The organism is Leclercia sp. 29361, from assembly GCF_011290365.1.
Taxonomy (GTDB): Bacteria; Pseudomonadota; Gammaproteobacteria; order Enterobacterales; family Enterobacteriaceae; genus Enterobacter; species Enterobacter tamurae.
In genome coordinates this window covers 1,252,720-1,272,797 of sequence record NZ_CP049786.1, presented here as the reverse complement: position 1 = coordinate 1,272,797, position 20,078 = coordinate 1,252,720, and the positions used below count along the sequence as shown (strand labels likewise).

Genomic DNA, 20,078 nt, shown 5'->3' with positions numbered 1-20,078 from the left:
CCTCACCCTAACCCTCTCCCCATAGGGGAGAGGGGATCGCACGGAGCCGTCTTTTCACCCTCGCCCCTATGGGGAGAGGGCCGGGGTGAGGGGAAATTACCCCAGAATCCCCTTAATCACCGGTCCTATCGTCTCAAACGCCTGCGGGGAGATAATGTCCACGTGGGCGCAGTCCTGAGAGTAGACCTCCAGCTCCCCTACCCATGGCGTCCAGGCCAGGTGCGGATCCATGGTTCGCGTGCGTTCGGCAACAAACAGCGTCGCTTTGCCGTCAAACTTCGCGCTGTGCGCCGTGGTCAGGAGACGCACCGCATCGGCATAGTTGCCTTCGATGGCGCTGAACAACTCCCCGGATGCCTGCCCCTGTTGAGCGGCGAGGAATGCCTGACGCTCACGCTCGATCTCCGCTAACACTTCCGGATCGAGACCGTTAGCCTCTTTTTCGGACCAGTTTTGCGTCTCCGGCGGCCAGGTATCCAGCAGGCCGAGGAACGCAACCTCTTCACCCTGCGCGCGCAGGCGGGCGGCGATGCCCTGCGCCAGCGTGCCGCCCAGCGAGTAGCCGAACAGATGATATGGCCCGTGCGGCTGTTGAGCGCGCAGCGTTGCCAGATGATGCTCGATCACCTCATCCAGGGTGGCGCAGTGCTGCATCGGGCCCGGTCGCGGCGACTGGATACCCACGATCGACCAGCGCGGATGGAGGTAGCGCGCCAGGACGCTGAACTGCCAGGCGAATCCCGAGGCCGGATGGAAGCAGAACAGCGTCGGGCCGTGGCTTTCGCGCAGGGGCAATATCGTCTCGTAACCCAGACGCCGGGCCTGCTCGTCGCTGATGTCGGATGCCAGCAATGCACTCAGCTTGCCCACCGTAGAGGCTACCATCACCTGGCCGGGGGTAACCTGGCGGGCAAAGTGACGACTCAGGCTGGCGGCAAGGCGCATCGCCAGCAGCGAGTGGCCGCCGAGGGCGAAGAAATCCGCCTCGATATCGTTGATCTCGCAGCCCAGCAGCGTAGAGAACGCCGCGGCAATCGCCCGTTCGGTATCGCTTTCCGGGGCACGACCCTGAGTTTTCACCGTTAGTTCAGGCAGTGGCAGCGCCTTGCGATCCAGCTTACCGTTGGCGCTGAGTGGCAACGCGCTGAGCTGCAGCAACACCACCGGCACCATATGCGGCGGCAGCTGGGTTTTCAGTTCAGCCAGCAACGCGTCGCGATCCAGCGGCAGGCCGGACTCCGACACCACGTAGCCCACCAGCTGACGGGCATCGCCGCCGGTGTCCGCCGCCTGGTTGATGACGCAGGCATGGGTCACCGCCTGGGCCACGTCCGGCAGGGTCAGCATCGCCCGGTCGATTTCCCCGAGCTCAATGCGCTGGCCACGAATTTTCAGCTGATCGTCGCTGCGCCCGAGATACTCCACCGCGCCGTTATTCAGCCAGCGGGCCACATCTCCGGTGCGGTACATGCGCTCGCCCGGCGCGAACGGATCGGCGATAAAGCGGCTGGCGGTCAGATCCGGACGGCCCAGATAGCCCTGCGCCAGCTGGATGCCGGTGAGATAGAGATCCCCCGCGACGCCGAACGGCACCGGACGCATCATCGCATCCAGAATGCGCAGGCCGGTATTCCACACCGGGAAGCCGATCGGCACGCTGTTACCTGTCACCAATGCCAGTTCCGGGCCAAAGGCCGGATACCAGCTGACATCCACCGCGGCTTCGGTGGGGCCATACAGGTTATGCAGCGGCACCTGGGTCAGCTGCTCCCACTCCCGGCACAGGGCGGTTGGCAGGGCTTCGCCGCTGCAGAACACCTGTTTCAGGCTGGCGCAGCAGGCGACGTTTTCCGGGGTCAGCGAGGCGACAAAGGCCGCCAGCATCGACGGGACAAAGTGGGTGGTGGTGACGCCGTACTTCGCGAAGAAATCCTGCATCGCCAACGGATCGCGGTGCGCTTCCGGCTCGGCCATCACCAGCTTCGCCCCGGCGATAAACGGCCACCAGAACTCCCATACCGAGACGTCAAAGCTGCACGGCGTTTTCTGGGCCACCACGTCGGCGGCGGTGAGCGGGTAGTGGTTTTGCATCCACAGCAGGCGGTTGACGATGGCGGTCTGGCCGACCATCACCCCTTTCGGCCGCCCTGTCGAGCCGGAGGTAAAGATGATATAGGCGGTCTGTTCCGGGGCACTGAGGTTGAGCGGTGCGCTGCCCTCAGCATTGAGTAGTGTGTTGTAACTAAATACCGCCACGGGCAGATGGCTGAAGCGCGGGCGCTGGTCGTCAGTAGTGATGAGCAGCGACGGTTTCGCGTCCTCGATCATCATCTGCAGGCGGTCGTCGGGATAGCCGGTGTCCAGCGGCAGCCACGCGGCCCCTGCTTCGACGATGGCGTGCAGGGCCAGGGTGAGGAATACCGAACGCGGTAGCGCCACCGCCACGCTGTCGCCGGGCTTCACGCCCCGGGCACGGAGCTGGTTCGCCAGGGCCACCACCTGCTCGCGCATCTGGCGATAATTCAGTTCGTATTGCGCATCGGCCAGCGCCGGGGCGTCCGGGGTTTTCGCCGCCTGCTCTGCCACCAGCCCGCTCAGGGTGGTGAGCGGCAGAGGAACCGCTGTCTGGTTAATCTTTTCCAGCTGCTGATATTCGGCGTCGGAAACCGTTTCGGCCTCCCCGCAACGCAGGTCGATATTGGCAGCAAACTGCGCCAATAACCCATGCAGGCGATCGACGTGGCGCAGCAGGGTGGCTTCATCGTAACGCTGCTTGTTGGCGAGGATCTCAATGCTCAGACCGCCCTCTTCGTCCGGGAAAAGTGCCATCTCCAGGTCGTTGACCGGGCCGGTGGCGAGAGTGTGAGTCACCGCCTGCACGCCCTCGATATCCAGCTGGTAATCGAAGACCTTGACGTTGAACACCGGGCCAAACAGGGCTTCGTCGCTGGCGGCACGCCCGCTGTCGCGGACAATCTGCTCGGCGTCGTAACGCTGATGACGGCGCATCTTTTTCATCTGCCCGGCCAGGCGCTGGGCCAGCTCCGGCAGGGTTTCCAGCGGATTAATGTTCACCGCCAGCGGCAGGACGTTCAGCACCGGGCCGGTAGCGGTCAGCGCCGCGGAGCCCATCCGGCGCATAAAGATAAACCCGGCGGCATAGTTCATCCGTCCGGTGAGGCGGGCCAGCCACAGGGCCACCAGCGCCAGGGCGAGGTCGGTGCGCTGGGTCTGGCTGGCTGTCGTCAAACGGCTAAACGCCTGACGATCGGCGGTCAGCTTCAGGCGCAGAATATCGGTGGTGGCGGCGCGACCCGGCAGCGGCGCGCTGGAGAGCGATACCGGCGGCGGGAGCTGCTGGCGCTGTTCGCCCCAGAAGGTGCCGTCGCGCACATATGCCTCGCTGTCGCGGTAGCGCTGATACTCCTCCACCACCTCCGCAAACGGCGTAAACGGCGATTCCGGCGTGGCGGCGCCGTCAGACCAGGCGCGATAAATGGCGGCGATCTGGCGGGTAATGGCCGGGAAGCTGAAGCCATCCACCACCAGATGGTGATAACGCTGATACCAGTACCAGCGGTTGTCCGCCACCTGAATCAGCAGGTGGAAGGCCAGCGGCTGACCGCTGTCGACACGCAGGTTCTGGTTAAGATCGGCGTGCATCTGCGCCAGCGCCGCGGCATGCGGATCGCCGTTAGCACGCAGGTCGATGATCTGCGGCGGCGGCAGGATCAGGGTGTCGTCCACCCACTGGCGGATCTCGCCGTTGTCTTCGGTAAAACGCATGCGCAGGGTATCGGCCTGCATCATGCCCGCCACCACCGCTTTCGCCAGCAGGGGTGCGTCTACCGGGCCTGTCAGCTCGACGTAATGGGCTACGCTCCAGGCGTTAGGCAGGTCGGAAAGCTGTTCCGCCATCCAGATCCCAGGCTGGGCGGCCACGAGAGGAAGTTGTGCGCTCATGGGTTCACCTGTGCAAAATGGGCCGGGATCAGGGTTTGCCACCGGGCGGCAAGCCACTGCTGACAGGCGTCCTGCGACTGCGGCTCGCACACCACGCGCCAGCCGTCAGGTAAGGCGCACTGCTGCGGCCACAGGCTGTACTGCTGCTGCGCGTTTTGCACAATGGCGAACAGACCCTGCGGATCGTCGAAGGGGTTACTGAATTCCATACCAGACTCCGTCATTAAATAATCGGCTGCCAGAGAGTCATCAGCCCCTGCGTCAGCCCTCCCCGCCAGCAAAGTGCATCATGTCCGCCGTCCACCGGACGCCAGTAAACCGGCTGCTGCGGATGCTGTAGCTCGGCGTACAGCGCCTGACAGGCGCTGTAGATCAGCGGTTCCCGTCGCCCCGCTTCCAGCACAATTCGCAGGCCCTGAGCCGACAGCTGTTGGTTTTTAAGCTGTTCGATAATCTCGCCGTCCTGCTTGCCTCCGCGATGTGGCCACCAGAAGGAGCCCGACTGGCTGAGCACGCAGCCGAAACGCTCCGGCCAGTGCAGCCCGGCATAGAGGGCGGAGAGACCGCCGAAGCTCTGCCCGGCGACCACCGTGCGGTCGGCGCGATCGCTGAACGGGGCCAGCTTGTGCACCTGCGGAAGGAGTTCCTCCTTCACCGCCAGCCAGAAGTCGGGGTTACAGGGCAGCTCGCGGCTGCGATGGGCGGTGTCGATCACATCGATCAGCACATAGACCGCGGGCGGCAGTTGGCCTGCGGTGGTGAGCGCAGAAAGTGCGGGCCAGACCGGCATGCTTTCAGCCCAGAACTGGCCGTCGAGCAGCACCGCCAGCGGGCGCTCTTGTACGTTTTGTTCACCGGTAGTGAAGATCCACACCCGGCGGGTGTTGCCGAGCCTGGCGCTCTGCCAGGAAACAGACTGCGGGGGAATATAAGGGGTGTCAGGCTGATTCCAGCCCGGCTGAACCGGGGCCGCGGGCATCTCCAGCGCCGACACCGGATGGCCGCGTCCGCCGCGCCAGTGCTGGCGGTTAAGCGGATCGGCAATCGCATGCGGCAACAGCTTGCGCCAGCCTTCGCGCAGGGCCATGCGGTCCGGCGGATCGGTGGCAAACACCGCCTCACTGAAGTCGTCTTCATTAACAGAGGGGATAAAACAGTAGCTGCCCCGCCAGTGTGGGCTGAACTCGCCCTGCCACTGCCAGACGTCGGTTCCGGCAATGCGCGCCAGCGTCTGCGGGCGGGCATTATGATGGTGATCGGTCACGCCGGTGATGTACAGCCACACCCGCTTCAGGGGCGAGGAGTGCTCTGTTCCGCCCGGATCGCGCCACCAGAAGGTCACCCGGTAATGGTCCCCTTCCCGTACCCACTCGGGCCCCTGTTTCGACTGCCACCAGGCGTCGCTTCCCGTTTCCAGCGTCGTCACTGATATAACCCCATGACCTGTTCGGTTTTTTTGATTAAAGATAAACAATATCGATAATATTATTGATAACTATTTTCATTTGCAATAGCGTATGGGCGCGCTGTGGGAAGCGCGAACAGTAAATAACCATGCCATGCGCTGCGTACTGACTCAGGGTCGAGGGGTTTTCGCAGACTGCGGGCGATATCCTTCCGCCGCCTCACCCATTCGGGACGGAGCCCTGAGGCATGCGGCATTGAAAAGCAGGACAGACAATGAATAATAAGCTTCACTCACTGGCCTTACTGGTCAATCTGGGGATTTACGGTGTGGCCCTGCCTGCGATGGCAGCCGAAACCGCAGGCAACGAAGACACCATGGTGATCACCGCCGCCGAGCAGAACCTGCAGGCGCCGGGCGTATCGACCATCACCGCCGATGAAATTCGTAAAAATCCGGCAGCACGCGATGTGTCTGAGATCATCCGCACCATGCCGGGCGTGAACCTCACCGGTAACTCCACCAGCGGCCAGCGCGGCAACAATCGCCAGATTGATATCCGCGGCATGGGCCCGGAAAACACCCTGATCCTGATTGACGGTAAGCCGGTAACCAGCCGCAACTCTATCCGTCTGGGCTGGCGCGGCGAGCGTGATACCCGCGGCGATACCGGCTGGGTGCCGCCAGAGATGATCGAGCGCATCGAAGTGATCCGTGGCCCGGCAGCAGCGCGATACGGTAACGGCGCGGCGGGTGGCGTGGTGAACATCATCACCAAAAAGGTCAGCAACGAGTGGCATGGCTCCTGGAACACCTATCTGAATGCCCCTGAGCACGACGAAGAGGGCTCCACCAAACGCACCAACTTCAGCCTCAATGGCCCGCTGGGCGGGGATTTCAGCTTCCGTCTGTATGGCAACCTGGATAAAACCCAGGCCGACGCCTGGGACATCAACCAGGGCCATCAGTCTGAACGTACCGGCGCCTATGCCGATACCCTGCCTGCCGGACGCGAAGGGGTCGAGAATAAAGACGTCAACGGCGTGCTGCGCTGGGACTTTGCCCCGATGCAGGCTCTGCAGTTCGAAGCCGGTTACAGCCGTCAGAACAACCTCTACGCGGGCGATACCCAGAACACCAACAACGACAACAGCAGCAACGGGCTGGTGAAGAAGAACTACGGCAAAGAGACCAACCGTCTCTATCGCCAGAACTTCGCCCTGACCTGGACCGGCGGCTGGGATAACGGCATCACCACCAACAACTGGGCGCAGTACGAACATACCCGTAACTCTCGTCTCGGCGAAGGTCTCGCGGGCGGTACGGAGGGGCTGTTCAACAGCAACAAGTTCACCGATACCGACCTGTCCGACGTGATGCTGCACAGCGAAATCAGCCTGCCGATCGACTTTATCGTCAACCAGAACCTGACACTGGGCGCCGAGTGGGATCAGCAGCGGATGAAGGATATGTCTTCCAACGGCCAGGCCCTGCAGGGCGGTGCGGTTCCGGGGATAAGCGACAGCCGCAGCCCGTACTCCGATGCGGAGATCTTCTCCCTGTTCGCGGAGAACAACATGGAGCTGACCGACAGCACCATGCTGACCCCGGCGCTGCGCTTCGACCATCACTCCATCGTGGGCAATAACTGGAGCCCGTCCCTGAACCTGTCCCAGGGTCTGGGAGATGACTTCACCCTGAAGATGGGCATCGCCCGGGCCTATAAAGCCCCGAGCCTGTACCAGACCAACCCGAACTACCTGCTCTACAGCAAGGGCCAGGGTTGCTACGCAAGCTCCGACGGCGTCGGCTGCTATATGCTGGGTAACGAGGATCTGAAAGCCGAAACCAGCATCAACAAAGAGATCGGCCTGGAGTGGAAACGCGACGGCTGGCTGGCGGGCGTGACCTGGTTCCGTAACGACTATCGCGACAAGATTGAAGCGGGCTATGCCCCGGTGGGTCACACCTCTTCCGGTAAAGTGCAGACCGATATTTACCAGTGGGAAAACGTGCCGAAAGCGGTGGTGGAAGGGCTGGAAGGCACCCTGAACGTGCCGGTCAGCGATACCATCAACTGGACCAACAACATTACGTACATGCTGCAAAGCAAGAACAAGGAGACCGGTGACCGTCTGTCGATCATCCCGGAGTACACGCTGAACTCAACCCTGAGCTGGCAGGTACAGCAGGATGTCTCCCTGCAGTCGACCTTCACCTGGTACGGCAAGCAGCAGCCGAAGAAGTACAACTACAAAGGCCAGCCGGCGAGCGGATCTGAGCTGGACGAAGTCAGTCCGTACAGCATCGTTGGCCTGAGCGCGACCTGGGACGTGACCAAATACGTCAGCCTGACTGGCGGTGTGGATAACGTCTTCGATAAACGCCAGTGGCGTGCGGGGAATGCCCAGACTACCGGGAATACCACCACCGGGGCCTATATGTATGGCGCAGGGGCATATACCTATAACGAACCGGGCCGCACCTGGTATATGAGCGTGAATACGCAGTTCTGATAGTTAAAAGCAAAACGGCGACCTGGTCGCCGTTTTTGAGAGTCGTACCGCCCATGTACCATAGATAGCAAAGCGCCCGCCAATCTGTTCAAGAACGTTAACCCCAGCGTTAACTGTCTTTACTCTGGTTGCACTGGCTGCGGCTGCAACAGCGGCCTGATACTCTATTTCCTCATGGTTGCTGTTAAGCCACCTGTACAGGGCACTGCGCTTCTTCGGTATTCCACTTTGTGTTACAGATAAAGCGAATTAGCAAACAACAGAAAGGCTGGGGCAAAACCCAGCCATTCCGCTCACAGATGAAATGCACCAAATCAGGCTAACTTAATTTTCGGCCTTGCCGGAATGCTTCGCGCGCTTCGTTCAAACTCATAACATTAGCCCCACCTCTGTAGTCTGGTTCTTCAGCCTGAACAGGATCATCTTCCCAGTTGCAAACCGGGCAAATCTCATAACTTCCCTCTTCGGGGAATTCATACTGACCGCAACAAGAGCATGAGTGTACAAGATCCATCATTTTCAAACTTCGCCACCTGAAATCTGATAGTCGAGATCTTCCTGATAGAATTCTTGGCCTAAAATCCCTTCAATGGCTCTAACTTTTTGTTCGGTCAGATTCCACCCCCCAAGCCCCGCAGCAAAGTCGTTATAGTCCTCTTCGCTCCACTCCATAACCTCACTAACTTCAGGAAGTTTTTCTTTAGGTACTTCAACCTCAAAAACAAGTAGTTCATCTACACGATCAAATGCATCAACAGTATAAATAATTGTCATTTTTTTACCCTTCTGGTTGGATCCGCTGGCTTAGTCTGCTCTCCTGATACAGGATCAAACTCCCCGAGATGGTTTCGGCCTGATCGATCATACATTTCAACCGTACCGTGCTGTGAGTCCCACTCGAAAATACGACCTTTAGAATCCTTCCAACTTGAACGTAGTGTTCCCCCACCTTTTACTGGGGTTCTTTTCTTAGCCGTTTTAGCATCCGGAAATGCGGGTAATGGCGGTGTACCTCGTGGAGCCACGTGATACTTATGATCCGCATTCAAATAGATATAAATCGGCGGGATATCTGATACGGGAAGGATCAGAATGTAATCTGCGAAATTCTTCTCATCCGGTGCCGGGGTTGTCGTACTGGTGATCTGAGTTCCATCAGGTAACGGGTTAACGAGTATTGTTCCCGGCAGCCTCGGTGGTGTCTGGTTACCCGTGTTTGTCGGAGTGTTAGCACCAGAATGATCGGGAGTCCAGATGATGGTTACCGGGCTTTCTTCCTCGGTGGTGAAGGTGTACGCCTGTCGGTGCTGTCCCACTGCATTTTACGGACCCTCCATTTCTTCATGGTTGCCGTTAAGCTACTTGTACAGGGCGCTGCACTTTTTCGGTATTCCACTTTGTGTTGCAGATAAAGTGAATTAGCAAACAACAGAAAGGCTGGGATAAAGCCCAGCCTTTCTGCTCACACATGTGATTTACTCACCGCGAAAGCCGGGTTTACCGTTGGCTTTACGCCATTTCTGCACTTCATCAGCAATCGCTTCTGGGGTTGCTTGTTTACACGATTCTGGGTAATAGATTAAATCAGAACCTGATGGATGCTCCGATAAATCAATGAACTGTTCTAAAAGTTCGTCCTGATGACTTTCTCCCCCTTCAGCACTAATAATTTCTTCAATTAGCTTTATGAAATCGTTTCTTGATAATTCGCTCATATTTTTCAAACTATGTCCCTCGATGAACATCAATGTGGCGTTTAGGTGTCGTGATGCCCATATTGTCCACGTTATAGAGATCACCACCTTGGCTCACTGGCTTGATGTGGTGAATTTCAAAAGAACGCCTTTTCCCAACTGTATCTACAAATCTTGTTCGCGGCGACAATCCATATTTCATTCGGGCTAAGTTGCCAGGGATAAATTGCTTTAATAGTTCAGAATCTTTACTGACCTCTTCCCAGAATGCTTCCCTAAACCCATCAAAATTGGAGAAAGTACGACCGCGCAGTTTATCGGCTATCTGAGATGGTATCGGCGACCCGTTGCCCTGATTCGCATCGGCTAACCATGTGCCTGTAACCTTCTGGCCCTTGCCTGTGACTTGCCCCGGATTGTTGCGAATGTAGATATAAATCGGCGGGATGTCTGATACGGGAAGGATCAGAATGTAATCCGCGAAATTCTTCTCATCCGGTGCCGGGGTTGTCGTACTGGTGATCTGAGTTCCATCAGGTAACGGGTTAACGAGTATTGTTCCCGGCAGCCTCGGTGGTGTCTGGTTACCCGTGTTTGTCGGAGTGTTAGCACCAGAATGATCGGGAGTCCAGATGATGATTACCGGGCTTTCTTCCTCGGTGGTGAAGGTGTACGCCTGTCGGGTGCTGTCCCACTGCATTTTACGCACCCGCACCATATCTTTACCCGGCGGGGTGTGCCAGCCATGCGGAACGGGATTTCCGTTGCTGTCATTCTCCCATGTATAGCGCACACGGGTAGGCGCTTCACTCATCTGTGCAAGCCGCATACGGTCGATGAAATCCTGTTCACCGTCGTTCAGTCGTCCGGGCATCATGCCAACTAAAAAACCGGCAACGGATGCACCTGCACCAGCCGTTGCGATTTCAGCCCCGCGTACCGCCCATGTACCATAGGTAGCAAAGCGCCCGCCAATCTGTTCAAGAACGTTAACCCCAGCGGTAGCTGTCTGTACTCTGGTTGCACTGGCTGCGGCTGCAACAGCGGCCTGATACTCCATTTCCTCATGGTTGCCGTTAAGCCATTTGTACAGGACACTGCGCTTCTTCGGTTTTGGGATATCCTCCGGAGCTGGTGGCTTTTTCTTTGCTGTCTGTGCGTGCTGTGGTGCATCTGAATCGGTTGCTGCATCAGTAGCTGGTGCCGCCTTAAACAAGCCCATATCAGCAAAATTGGTATGAGGCTCCTGCTGCGTCCCTGCATCGTTACAGCCTTCACCACGAAGACAGGATTTAGCAAAAACCCGGTTACGTTCCTGCTCTTCTGCCCGTCGCTTCTCTTCGGCTTCCTGAGCAGCTTTACGTTCTGCAAATAGTTGTGCTCGTGCGGCAATCGATGGATCCTCTCCCGGCCCTACCCACTGCCCGGCAGGTGCGATAATCCGGTTAGACCCTGAAGGGCAGGCACAGCGCACGATTGAACCATCTACCGCTGCTATTTTACCCATATTGGTATCGCGTGGTTCTCCCGAAACCACAACCCCAGGTTCGCCGCACTTGAGGCATCGGGTCGTTTTGTCACCAACTCGCATGACTCTACGCCCGTGCTCGGTATCATTGGACATAGAAGCAATACATACAGCGCCAGTGGTCGTTTTATCACCTTCCAGCGCCGTTCCCCGTCCGTAGCAATCTGAACGATTTCCCATTACGCTACCTCATGGGCAGATAAAAAATCCTCCGCTACAGGGTCATCTTCATACTTAACAATAAATCCACGGTCAGCAGGCGTGCTGACAATTTCATCCCCGTTTTCCAGAAGGCTTCCAACCAGCCCCATTCCTTTACCTGCCACGGTGTGAGACTGACCTGCACTGGTGGCGATCCTGCTTTTTGTGCCATCAGCGTAGGTAACGGTGCAGCCTTCATACAATACACTGGCGTACTGACCATTACTGAGCAGGGCTTTTACGCCTTTGTTCGGATCGGGTTCAAATTCATCAGCAATACCACCCTGCCGGGTCAGGCTCCCTGCAACAGCAGGTCGATAAATGGCAGCGACAGGACGTTGTTGTAACGCCAGTTGTTCCATGACAATTTTGCGGGCGTCTTCGGGCATTTCAGCGATTTGTTCAGGGGTGAACGCTGGTTCTTGCAGGCTAGCCAGAATTTCCGGAGTAAGATCGTTGTTGTACTGTTTCATAAGTCCCTCTACTTGTTATTAAAATAATCACAGCGGTCATTTTACAAGCAATAACCGCACTCTCAACAAGGATTTTTCTTAAGGGAAATTTTCATCGGTAACATTCAATAAAGGGTCTATTATGCTTCCACTACTCTCACCGGAGGGGAGAGGGAACAGTCGGAACGCATGTGCTACGATGGCGTTCCTTTTTTCCGCGGCGAGAAGCATATGCAGACCACTTACTCCACGTTTCTTCTGGCCGGATACACCGTACACCGCATCACCTTCGATTCTGCGACCTTTACCGAGGCCGATCTTCTGTGGCTGCCGCACCATCAACAACTGAGCCACGCCGGGCGCAAGCGCAAAGCCGACCATCTGGCAGGACGGATCGCCGCGTTTCATGCCCTGAACCGGCAGGCTATTCCTGGCATTGGCAGCAGCGGTGAACCGCTGTGGCCTACGGGAGTGAGCGGCAGCATTTCCCACAGCGGCAATCAGGCCGTGGCGATCTGCCGGGAAAACAGCCTTGTAGGCATCGATTGTGAAGCCATCATTGACGAAATCGAAGCCCGTGAAATTCAGGACGGCGTGATTAATGCGCAGGAAGCTCAACTCCTGGTCGCGAGTCATCTCCCCTTCGATCTGGCCTTTACCCTCGTCTTCAGCGCCAAAGAGAGCCTGTTCAAAGCCCTGTTCCCTCAGGTGCAGACGTGGATGGGCTTCGACTGCGCGCGCATCACGTCGCTTACCGCCCACACTCTGACCTTAACCCTTACCCAACCTCTCCCGCCCTTTGCACAAAATCAGGCAGTTACCGCGCACTGGTGTCAACACGACGCGATGGTAGTGACCCTGATCTGTGCTGCTTAATTGCTCAGGATCGTGATCCTTTTCTCCTTTTAAACAAATTAGCTGCCTAAACCGTAGACAGTTTTATCAGGCAGACTTATCGTTACATTGAATAATAAATCATTATTGAATAAATATTCAATGTGGAGAAAAAGAATGAACACGACCTTTGTAAAATCCGCTTTACTGGCCTCAATGATCGCCGCTTCCGGTTCCCTGTTTGCCGCCGATAACGGACTCATTGCGATCATTACCCCCTCACACGACAACCCGTTCTTCAAGGCAGAAGCCGACGGCGCGGCGGCGAAAGCGAAAGAGCTGGGTTATACCACCCTTGTCGCCTCGCACGACGACGACGTGAACAAACAAAACCAGCTGATTGAGACCGCCATCGCCCGTAAAGCGAAAGCGATCATTCTGGATAACGCCGGGGCGGATGCCACCGTCGGTCCGCTGGAGAAGGCCAAAGCGGCAGGGGTCCCTGCCTTCCTGATCGACCGAGAAATCAACAAAACCGGCATTGCGGTGGCGCAGATTGTGTCGAACAACTATCAGGGGGCCCAGCTGGGTGCAGAGAAGTTCGCCAAACTGCTGGACGGCAAAGGCAAATACGTTGAGCTGCTGGGCCGTCCGTCGGATACCAACGCCCATGTCCGCTCCCAGGGCTATCACGACGTGCTGGATGACTACCCGGACATGAAGATGGTGGCGCAGCAGACCGCTAACTGGAGCCAGACCGAAGCCTTCACCCGTATGGAAGCCATACTGCAGACCAACCCGGATATCGTGGGCGTCATCTCCGGCAACGACACCATGGCGCTGGGTGCCGAAGCGGCGCTGAAAGCCGCCGGAAAAACCAACGTCATTGTGGTCGGCTTTGACGGCAGCGACTACACCCGCGACTCGATCCTGAAAAACGGCAACATCAAAGCCACGGTTCTGCAGCCGGGCTGGGAGCAGGCGCAGATGGCCGTTGAGCAGGCGGATTACTACCTCAAAAACGGCAAAGCGCAAAAAGAGGAGAAACAGCTGATGGATTGCGTGCTGATTGATGAGACCAACGCCAGCAAGCTGAATGTGTTCAATCTCAGCAAATAAGCGGAGGCAGTATGCGGTTAACACAATGGGGCGCCGCGCTGACAGGCGCAGCCGCCCTGTTGCTGACGGCCTGCACGGTGGTGGATCTGGATGAGAACGGCAAGCCAATCATGCCTGCCGATCCCAACGCCAAAGCGAGCTTTGACAACCAGACCCCACAGCAGATCGCGCAACAAACCTGGCAGCCGCGGATCCTCGACGCCGCCAAAAATCATGCCCTGGACGCCAGCGCCCTCTCCACCCAGCTGAAGAGCCCCTCTGACAAACCGCAGAGCGTCTTTGTGCGCCTCAGCGGCAAAGTGGAGCGCGTGGAGGCGAGCAGTGCCAACGAGCAGATACTGGTGATGACGGTGAATGGCCAGCCGCTTCAGATCCAGACCGGGCCGGTGATGCGCGGCAATGCCCTGCGCGATGCCGCCGGGTTCCGCTTCGATGAATTTACCAATCAGGTGCAGTACGCCCAGCTCTCCCGGGCGTTAAACCGCGAGGCGGTGAAGCATCTGCCGAAAGTGGATGAGAGCTGGAACGGCAAAAATGCCACTGTCCTGTTCGCCACTATCCTGACGGGCGGCAAAGCGAATGAGGCGGCAGCGCTGGAACTGAAACAGGAGGCGCCGTGATGAGCGATAACCTGGCAGAAGAGATTATCCTCAGCACCCGCGGTATCTCGATGCTGTTCCCCGGTACCGTGGCGCTGGATAAGGTCGATTACCGCGTCTGGCGCGGCAAAGTGAACGTCATTATCGGTGAGAACGGCGCCGGGAAATCGACGCTGATGAAGATCCTTGCCGGGGTGCAGCAGCCCAGCCTCGGCGAGATGTGGCTCAACGGTAAGCAGGTGGCGTTCGCCAGCACCCGGGACGCCGCCGCCCACGGGATCGGCATGGTGCATCAGGAGCTGAACCTGTTTGAAAACCTCAACGTGGCGGAGAACGTCTTTCTCGGCCGCGAGCTGCAAAAAGGGGTGACACCGATCAACGAGGCGGAGCAGGAGTCCCGCACCGCGACGCTGCTGAAACGCCTCGATCAGCCCATCTCCCCGCGCGAGCTGGTCGGTAACCTGAAGGTCGGGCAGCAGCAGCTGATTGAGATTGCCAAGGCGCTGGCCGAGGACGCCGACATCCTGATCCTCGACGAACCCACCTCGGCGCTGAGTAAAACCGAGGTGGAGATCCTGTTTCGGGTGATCCGCGAGCTGACCCGCCAGGGGGTCACCATCATCTATATCTCCCACCGGCTGGAAGAGCTGATGGCGATAGGCGATGTGATCACCATCCTGCGCGACGGCAAATTCCAGGCCGAGGCGAAGGTACAGGATATCGACGTGCCCTGGATCGTGCGCGAGATGCTCGGCAGCGATCCGGTGAGCAACTTCCTCGAACCGGGCCGCACCTTCGGGGCACCGGTGCTGGAGGCGGAACATATCACCTGCGTCAATGCCGCCGGGAATACGGTGGTCAATGACGTCAGCTTCCAGGTGAACGCCGGGGAGATCGTCGGGATTTACGGCCTGATGGGGGCCGGGCGCACCGAGCTGTTCGAGTGCATGCTCGGCACCGAACGCAACTATCTGGGCAAGCTGTGGCTCGACAGCAAACCGGTGCCGCAGCGCTTAACCACCGCCGATCGCATCCGCATGGGGATGAGCCTGGTGCCGGAAGACCGCAAACGCACCGGGATATTTCCGGGCTCGTCGGTGGCCAGCAACCTGACCATAGCCAGCCTGTGGCGCCGCCTGCAGCGTGGTTTCACCATTGCGCAGAAAGCGGAGCAGGCGGTGGTGGCCAGCACCATCGGCAATCTGTCGATCAAGGTCTCCACCCCGGAGGTCGAGATCCAGGCCCTGAGCGGCGGTAATCAGCAAAAAGTGGTGATTGGCCGCTCGCTGCTGACCAATCCGAAGGTGCTGTTTCTCGATGAACCGACCCGCGGCATTGACGTGGGTGCCAAAGCGGACGTGTTCCGCATGATGGTGGAGCTGTCGCAGCAGGGCATCGCGGTGGTCTTCTCCACCTCGGATTTGAAAGAGATTATGGCGGTATCGGACCGCATTCTGGTGATGTCCGGCGGCAAACTGACCGCCGATATTGTTCGCGATCGGGCCGACGAATCGGCACTGGTCACCGCAAGTGCTCAGGGGTTCTAAGATGAAAACAACACAGTCTGTCGCGCTGACGCCGCAAAAAGGGGCCGCGCCTTCCCGGGAAAAACTGCTTCTGCTGCTGTTGAAAATGCGCACCTTCATTGCGCTGTTCCTGATTGTCGGCTTTTTCACCATGACCGTGCCGGGCTTTCTCTCGGCGGGCAGTCTGGTGATCATGATTAAGCATATCGCCATCAACGCCTTCCTGGCGCTGGGGATCACCTTCGTGATCATCACCGCCGGGATCGACCTGTCGATTGGTGCCACGCTGGGGCTGTGCGGGATGATCGCCGGGTGGATGATCACCAAAGGGATCGTGCTGCCGATGTTTGGCATCGCCATCTTCCCGAGCGTGTGGGTGATTGTGCCCGTGGTGCTACTGATTGGCGCGCTAATAGGCGCGATGAATGGCTGGATCATCACCCGCTATAACGTCGCCCCCTTTATCTGCACCCTCGGCACCATGTACGTCCTGCGCGGGACGTCGATGCTCACCTCCGACGGCCAAACCTTCCCGGGACTCTCCGGCAATCCGCAGCTAGGGAATACCGGCTTCGATGAGATTGGTGCCGGAACACTACTCGGCATTCCGTGGGCCATCTGGATGATGATCGTGCTGGCGCTGGTGATCGCCTATATCGCCCGCCGTCTGCCGTTTGGCCGCCACGTCTACGCCATCGGCGATAACGAGCGCGCGGCGGAGCTGTCCGGGGTACGGGTCAAGCAGGTGAAAGTGCTGGTCTATACCCTGTCGGGATTCTGCGCCGCCATCGCCGGGATTGTGGTCTCCGCGCAATTGCTGGCCAGTCACCCTGCCAACGGCACCGCCTTTGAGATGAACGCCATCGCCGCGGTGGTACTGGGCGGCACCTCGCTGGCAGGCGGGCGCGGCACCATTCTCGGCACCCTGATTGGCGCCTTCGTGATCGGCTTTCTCGCCGACGGCCTGGTGATGATGGGGGTCAGCGAGTTCTGGCAGATGGTGATCAAAGGGATCGTGATTATCGTGGCGGTGATCATCGACCAGATGCAAAACCGGATGCAGCAAAAAGCAGCGGTGGTGGCGCAGAAAGCGGTGATGGAAGGAAGGTAAAAGCAAAACGGCAACGCAAGTTGCCGTTTTTAGTGTTTGCACCCTCTCCCTGTGGGAGAGGGTCGGGGTGAGGGCATCAAGCCGCACCGATCCCGGCGCTTTGCCTGATTACCCTTTCAATAAACTCCGCGCCGTCGGGTAATCGGTGATCAGCACATCGATATACTTCCCGACCAGCGCCCCGTGAATGGCATTGCGTTTTTCTGCGCCACCGGCCAGGGCAATTACCTGCGGACAGGCGCGGATCTGCGCCAGCTCCATGCCAATCACCGGGTCCTCTTCCGGGCTAAGCACCGGCTCGCCTTTCGCATCGTAGTAATGCAGGCAGATATCCCCTACCGCCCCGCGTTCGGCCAGCAGCTTGAGCATCTCTTCGGTGTAATAGTTGCCGGAGTTTTTCAGCAGCTGCGACGGCTCCAGCTCGCCGATGCCGACAATCGCCACGTCCACTTCGGCAAACTTGCCCACCACCGCCGCCACGTCCGGGCTGCTCACCAGCCGGGCGCGCTCTTCCACCGAGTGTTCAATACTCTGGGACGGCAACAGCCCCGCCGGACAGCCGAGATGCGCCGCCAGCTGCTGGGTGAGAATGGTGGCCTGCACGTTGCCGTTCGGCCCGACGCCGCCTAACAGCTGGATCACTCCGGCGGCGCGGATATTCTGCGGGTGCATCTCATCCACCATGCAGCGGATGGTGCTGCTCCAGGAGGAGATCCCCACCAGGTCTTCCGGGCGCAGACGGGTTTCGACATAGTGCGCCGCCGCGCTGCCGATAGCGTGTTTGATCTGGGCGTTGGTCGGGTCTTCGCCTACGTCCACCACGATGGCCTGGCGGATGCCGTACTGATCTTCCAGCGCCTTTTCCAGCGAGACAAAAATGTTGGTCGGTTGCACCACGGTAATTTTGACCAGCCCCTCTTTCTGGCAGCGGGTCAGCGCCCGCGAGACAAAGGACTGCGAGAGATGCAGCAGCGAGGCAATCTCGGACTGCTTTTTATTCTCGCTGTAGTAAAGTGTGGCGATCTTGACCAGCAGTCGCTGTTCATCCTGCTTCGACATAACGTTCCCCTTTATCGGCTGTCGTTATTTTTATTCATCACTGAATATTTAACAAGCCAACGCCGCCGCGATCCGCCGGGCAAATGTGATCCTTTTCTCTTTTCTTCGAAATATGCCTGCGCAAACCGTAGACAAACGCCTGAGCCGGGCATATCTTACCATCATGAATAATAAATCAGCATTGAATATATATTCAAAGCGGTCATAACTCCCTGCTCTGACAACGAGAATAGGGAAAAAACGTACCCGGCTGGAATAATTATTCACAACAGATTATAAATTCAGGAGGTATGTTATGAATCCGTTTTCGCTCTCCATCGCGGAGCTCGAAACCCGGGCGCGCTCGATTCGTCGCAAGATCATCGTGCTGAATGCCGAAAGCCCGGCGGGCGGCCATACCGGGGCCGATCTTTCGCAGGTCGAACTGCTCACCGCCCTCTATTTCCGCATTCTGAACTGCTCCCCGCAGCTGAAGGAGAGCGATGAACGCGATATCTACATCCAGTCGAAAGGCCACGCGGTGGGCGGCTATTACTGCGTGCTGGCCGAAGCCGGGTTTATCCCCGTCGAGTGGCTCTCCACCTATCAGCATGCCGATTCTCACCTGCCGGGCCATCCGGTGAAACACAAAACGCCAGGCATTGAGCTGAATACCGGCGCGCTGGGCCATGGTCTGCCGGTGGCGGTGGGGATCGCGCTGGCGGCGAAACGCAGCAACAGCAAACGCCGGGTGTTCGTGGTAACCGGGGATGGCGAACTGGCGGAAGGCAGTAACTGGGAAGCCGCGCTGGTGGCCGCCCATTATCAGCTGGATAACCTGTTTATTATCAACGACAAAAACAACCTTCAGCTGGCGGGCTCTACCAAAGAGATCCTCAATACCGACCCGCTGGATGCGAAATGGAAAGCGTTCGGCCTGGAAGTGACCGGCTGCAACGGCAACGACATGGCGGATGTGGTCGCCACCCTCGAAGGCCTGAAGCCCAACGGCAAACCGCATGTGGTGATCGCCCATACCACCAAAGGCGCGGGGATCTCGTTTATCCAGGGACGGCCTGAATGGCACCATCGGGTGCCGAAAGGGGAAGAAATTGAACTGGCGCTGGAGGAACTGAAAGATGAGTAATAGCGAACACCTTGCCACAGTGATGGTTAATGCCTTTATCGATGCCGTCGATCGCGGCGTGGATCTGGTCCCGGTGGTAGCAGACTCCACCTCGACGGCAAAAATCGCCCCCTTTATGCAGCGCTTTCCGGGCCGACTGGTCAACGTCGGCATCGCCGAGCAGACCCTGGTAGGTGCTGCCGCCGGGCTGGCGATTGGCGGCAAGATTGCCGTCACCTGCAACGCCGCGCCGTTTTTGATCTCGCGCGCTAACGAGCAGATCAAAGTCGACATCTGCTACAACAACACCAACGTCAAGCTGTTTGGCCTGAACGCCGGCACCAGCTACGGCCCGCTCGCCAGCACCCACCACAGCATCGACGATATCGCCATTATGCGCGGCTTCGGCAACATTGAAATTTATGCCCCGTCGAGCCCCAACGAGTGCCGCCAGATCATCGACTACGCCCTCGACCACGTCGGTCCGGTCTATATCCGTCTCGACGGGAAAAACCTGCCGGAACTGCACGATGAAAGCTACCGGTTTGCGCCGGGCAAGATTGACGTTCTGCGAACGGGCCAGGATGTGGCGCTGGTGGCCATGGGTTCTACCGTACATGAAATAGTGGAAGCCGCCGCACAACTCGCGGAAGAAGGTATTGACGCCACTGTTATCAACGTTCCATCTATTCGTCCCTGTGATACCCAACAGCTGCTGGCAGCCATGCGATCCTGCAAGGCGGTGGTGAGCGTCGAGGAGCATAACGTCAACGGCGGCGTCGGCAGCCTGGTGGCGGAAGTGCTGGCCGAAGCTGGCTGCGCCATCCCGCTGAAACGCCTTGGGATCCTGGATGGACAATATGCGATTGCCGCCGACAGAGCGTCAACGCGGGCACGCCATGAGATTGATGTCGCCGGAGTGGTGAAACACGCCCGGGAAATGATCGCGCGACTGGCTTCCTGAAA

General features: G+C 58.4%; 18 protein-coding genes. 8 read left to right on the top strand and 10 right to left on the bottom strand.

The window, feature by feature from the left end:
- Positions 1-96 precede the first annotated feature (96 nt).
- From entF to fes, 3 genes are read right to left on the bottom strand one after another with little or no spacing between them, the layout of a single operon-like run.
- Positions 97-3,963, bottom strand: coding sequence for an enterobactin non-ribosomal peptide synthetase EntF (gene entF, locus G7090_RS05945; RefSeq protein ID WP_166181818.1), 3,867 nt, complete (start codon positions 3,961-3,963; stop codon positions 97-99).
- Entirely contained in the window at positions 3,960-4,172 is a 213-nt protein-coding gene (locus G7090_RS05940; protein ID WP_166181817.1) for an MbtH family NRPS accessory protein, read from the bottom strand. Before G7090_RS05940 ends, entF begins: the two co-directional genes overlap by 4 nt.
- 14 nt (positions 4,173-4,186) lie before the next feature.
- Positions 4,187-5,389: an enterochelin esterase gene (gene fes, locus G7090_RS05935; RefSeq protein WP_166181816.1), complete on the bottom strand. Its 1,203-nt coding sequence runs from the start codon at positions 5,387-5,389 to the stop codon at positions 4,187-4,189.
- Between the two features lie 254 nt (positions 5,390-5,643).
- Here fes and G7090_RS05930 point away from each other — a divergent pair, with 254 nt between their 5' ends.
- Positions 5,644-7,884 (top strand): TonB-dependent siderophore receptor, encoded by a 2,241-nt coding sequence (locus tag G7090_RS05930; RefSeq protein WP_166181815.1) that lies wholly within the window; start codon positions 5,644-5,646, stop codon positions 7,882-7,884.
- Between the two features lie 319 nt (positions 7,885-8,203).
- On the opposite strand, the gene G7090_RS05925 is transcribed toward G7090_RS05930, so the two are convergent.
- From G7090_RS05925 to G7090_RS23640, 6 genes are all read right to left on the bottom strand, one after another.
- Positions 8,204-8,398, bottom strand: a complete 195-nt coding sequence (locus G7090_RS05925) for a CPCC family cysteine-rich protein (RefSeq protein WP_166185108.1) — start codon at positions 8,396-8,398, stop codon at positions 8,204-8,206.
- A gap of 5 nt (positions 8,399-8,403) precedes the next feature.
- Positions 8,404-8,658, bottom strand: a complete 255-nt coding sequence (locus tag G7090_RS05920) for a pyocin S6 family toxin immunity protein (RefSeq protein WP_166181814.1) — start codon at positions 8,656-8,658, stop codon at positions 8,404-8,406.
- Positions 8,655-9,200 carry a colicin E3/pyocin S6 family cytotoxin gene (locus tag G7090_RS05915; RefSeq protein ID WP_166181813.1) on the bottom strand — a complete coding sequence of 182 codons (546 nt, stop codon included), beginning with the start codon at positions 9,198-9,200 and terminating at the stop codon, positions 8,655-8,657. The genes G7090_RS05920 and G7090_RS05915 overlap by 4 nt, the downstream gene beginning before the upstream one ends.
- Before the next feature lie 159 nt (positions 9,201-9,359).
- Positions 9,360-9,599 carry a bacteriocin immunity protein gene (locus G7090_RS05910; RefSeq protein ID WP_242685377.1) on the bottom strand — a complete coding sequence of 80 codons (240 nt, stop codon included), beginning with the start codon at positions 9,597-9,599 and terminating at the stop codon, positions 9,360-9,362.
- 10 nt (positions 9,600-9,609) lie between these two features.
- Positions 9,610-11,286, bottom strand: coding sequence for an S-type pyocin domain-containing protein (locus tag G7090_RS05905; RefSeq protein ID WP_166181811.1), 1,677 nt, complete (start codon positions 11,284-11,286; stop codon positions 9,610-9,612).
- Positions 11,286-11,780 carry a hypothetical protein gene (locus tag G7090_RS23640; protein WP_207630099.1) on the bottom strand — a complete coding sequence of 165 codons (495 nt, stop codon included), beginning with the start codon at positions 11,778-11,780 and terminating at the stop codon, positions 11,286-11,288. Before G7090_RS23640 ends, G7090_RS05905 begins: the two co-directional genes overlap by 1 nt.
- 210 nt (positions 11,781-11,990) lie before the next feature.
- Here G7090_RS23640 and entD point away from each other — a divergent pair, with 210 nt between their 5' ends.
- The 5 genes from entD (at position 11,991) to G7090_RS05875 (ending at position 16,948) form a co-directional block, all read left to right on the top strand.
- Entirely contained in the window at positions 11,991-12,635 is a 645-nt protein-coding gene (gene entD, locus G7090_RS05895; protein ID WP_166185105.1) for an enterobactin synthase subunit EntD, read from the top strand.
- A 135-nt stretch (positions 12,636-12,770) separates the two neighbouring features.
- Positions 12,771-13,712, top strand: a complete 942-nt coding sequence (locus G7090_RS05890; protein WP_166181810.1) for a D-ribose ABC transporter substrate-binding protein — start codon at positions 12,771-12,773, stop codon at positions 13,710-13,712.
- Positions 13,713-13,723: 11 nt separating this feature from the next.
- A complete protein-coding gene (locus G7090_RS05885; protein WP_166181809.1) occupies positions 13,724-14,332 on the top strand; it encodes a DUF2291 family protein in 609 nt (202 codons plus the stop codon).
- Positions 14,332-15,858 (top strand): sugar ABC transporter ATP-binding protein, encoded by a 1,527-nt coding sequence (locus tag G7090_RS05880; RefSeq protein ID WP_207630098.1) that lies wholly within the window; start codon positions 14,332-14,334, stop codon positions 15,856-15,858. Before G7090_RS05885 ends, G7090_RS05880 begins: the two co-directional genes overlap by 1 nt.
- A gap of 1 nt (position 15,859) precedes the next feature.
- A complete protein-coding gene (locus tag G7090_RS05875; protein ID WP_166181808.1) occupies positions 15,860-16,948 on the top strand; it encodes an ABC transporter permease in 1,089 nt (362 codons plus the stop codon).
- 108 nt (positions 16,949-17,056) lie between these two features.
- Here the strand turns inward: G7090_RS05875 and G7090_RS05870 are convergent, their stop codons facing one another.
- Positions 17,057-18,007: a sugar-binding transcriptional regulator gene (locus tag G7090_RS05870; protein WP_106992271.1), complete on the bottom strand. Its 951-nt coding sequence runs from the start codon at positions 18,005-18,007 to the stop codon at positions 17,057-17,059.
- 295 nt (positions 18,008-18,302) lie between these two features.
- On the opposite strand from G7090_RS05870, the gene G7090_RS05865 reads away from it, so the two are divergent.
- Complete coding sequence (locus G7090_RS05865; protein WP_166181807.1) at positions 18,303-19,133, top strand: transketolase; 831 nt, start codon at positions 18,303-18,305, stop codon at positions 19,131-19,133.
- Positions 19,126-20,076 carry a transketolase family protein gene (locus G7090_RS05860; protein WP_166181806.1) on the top strand — a complete coding sequence of 317 codons (951 nt, stop codon included), beginning with the start codon at positions 19,126-19,128 and terminating at the stop codon, positions 20,074-20,076. The genes G7090_RS05865 and G7090_RS05860 overlap by 8 nt, the downstream gene beginning before the upstream one ends.
- Positions 20,077-20,078 lie beyond the last annotated feature (2 nt).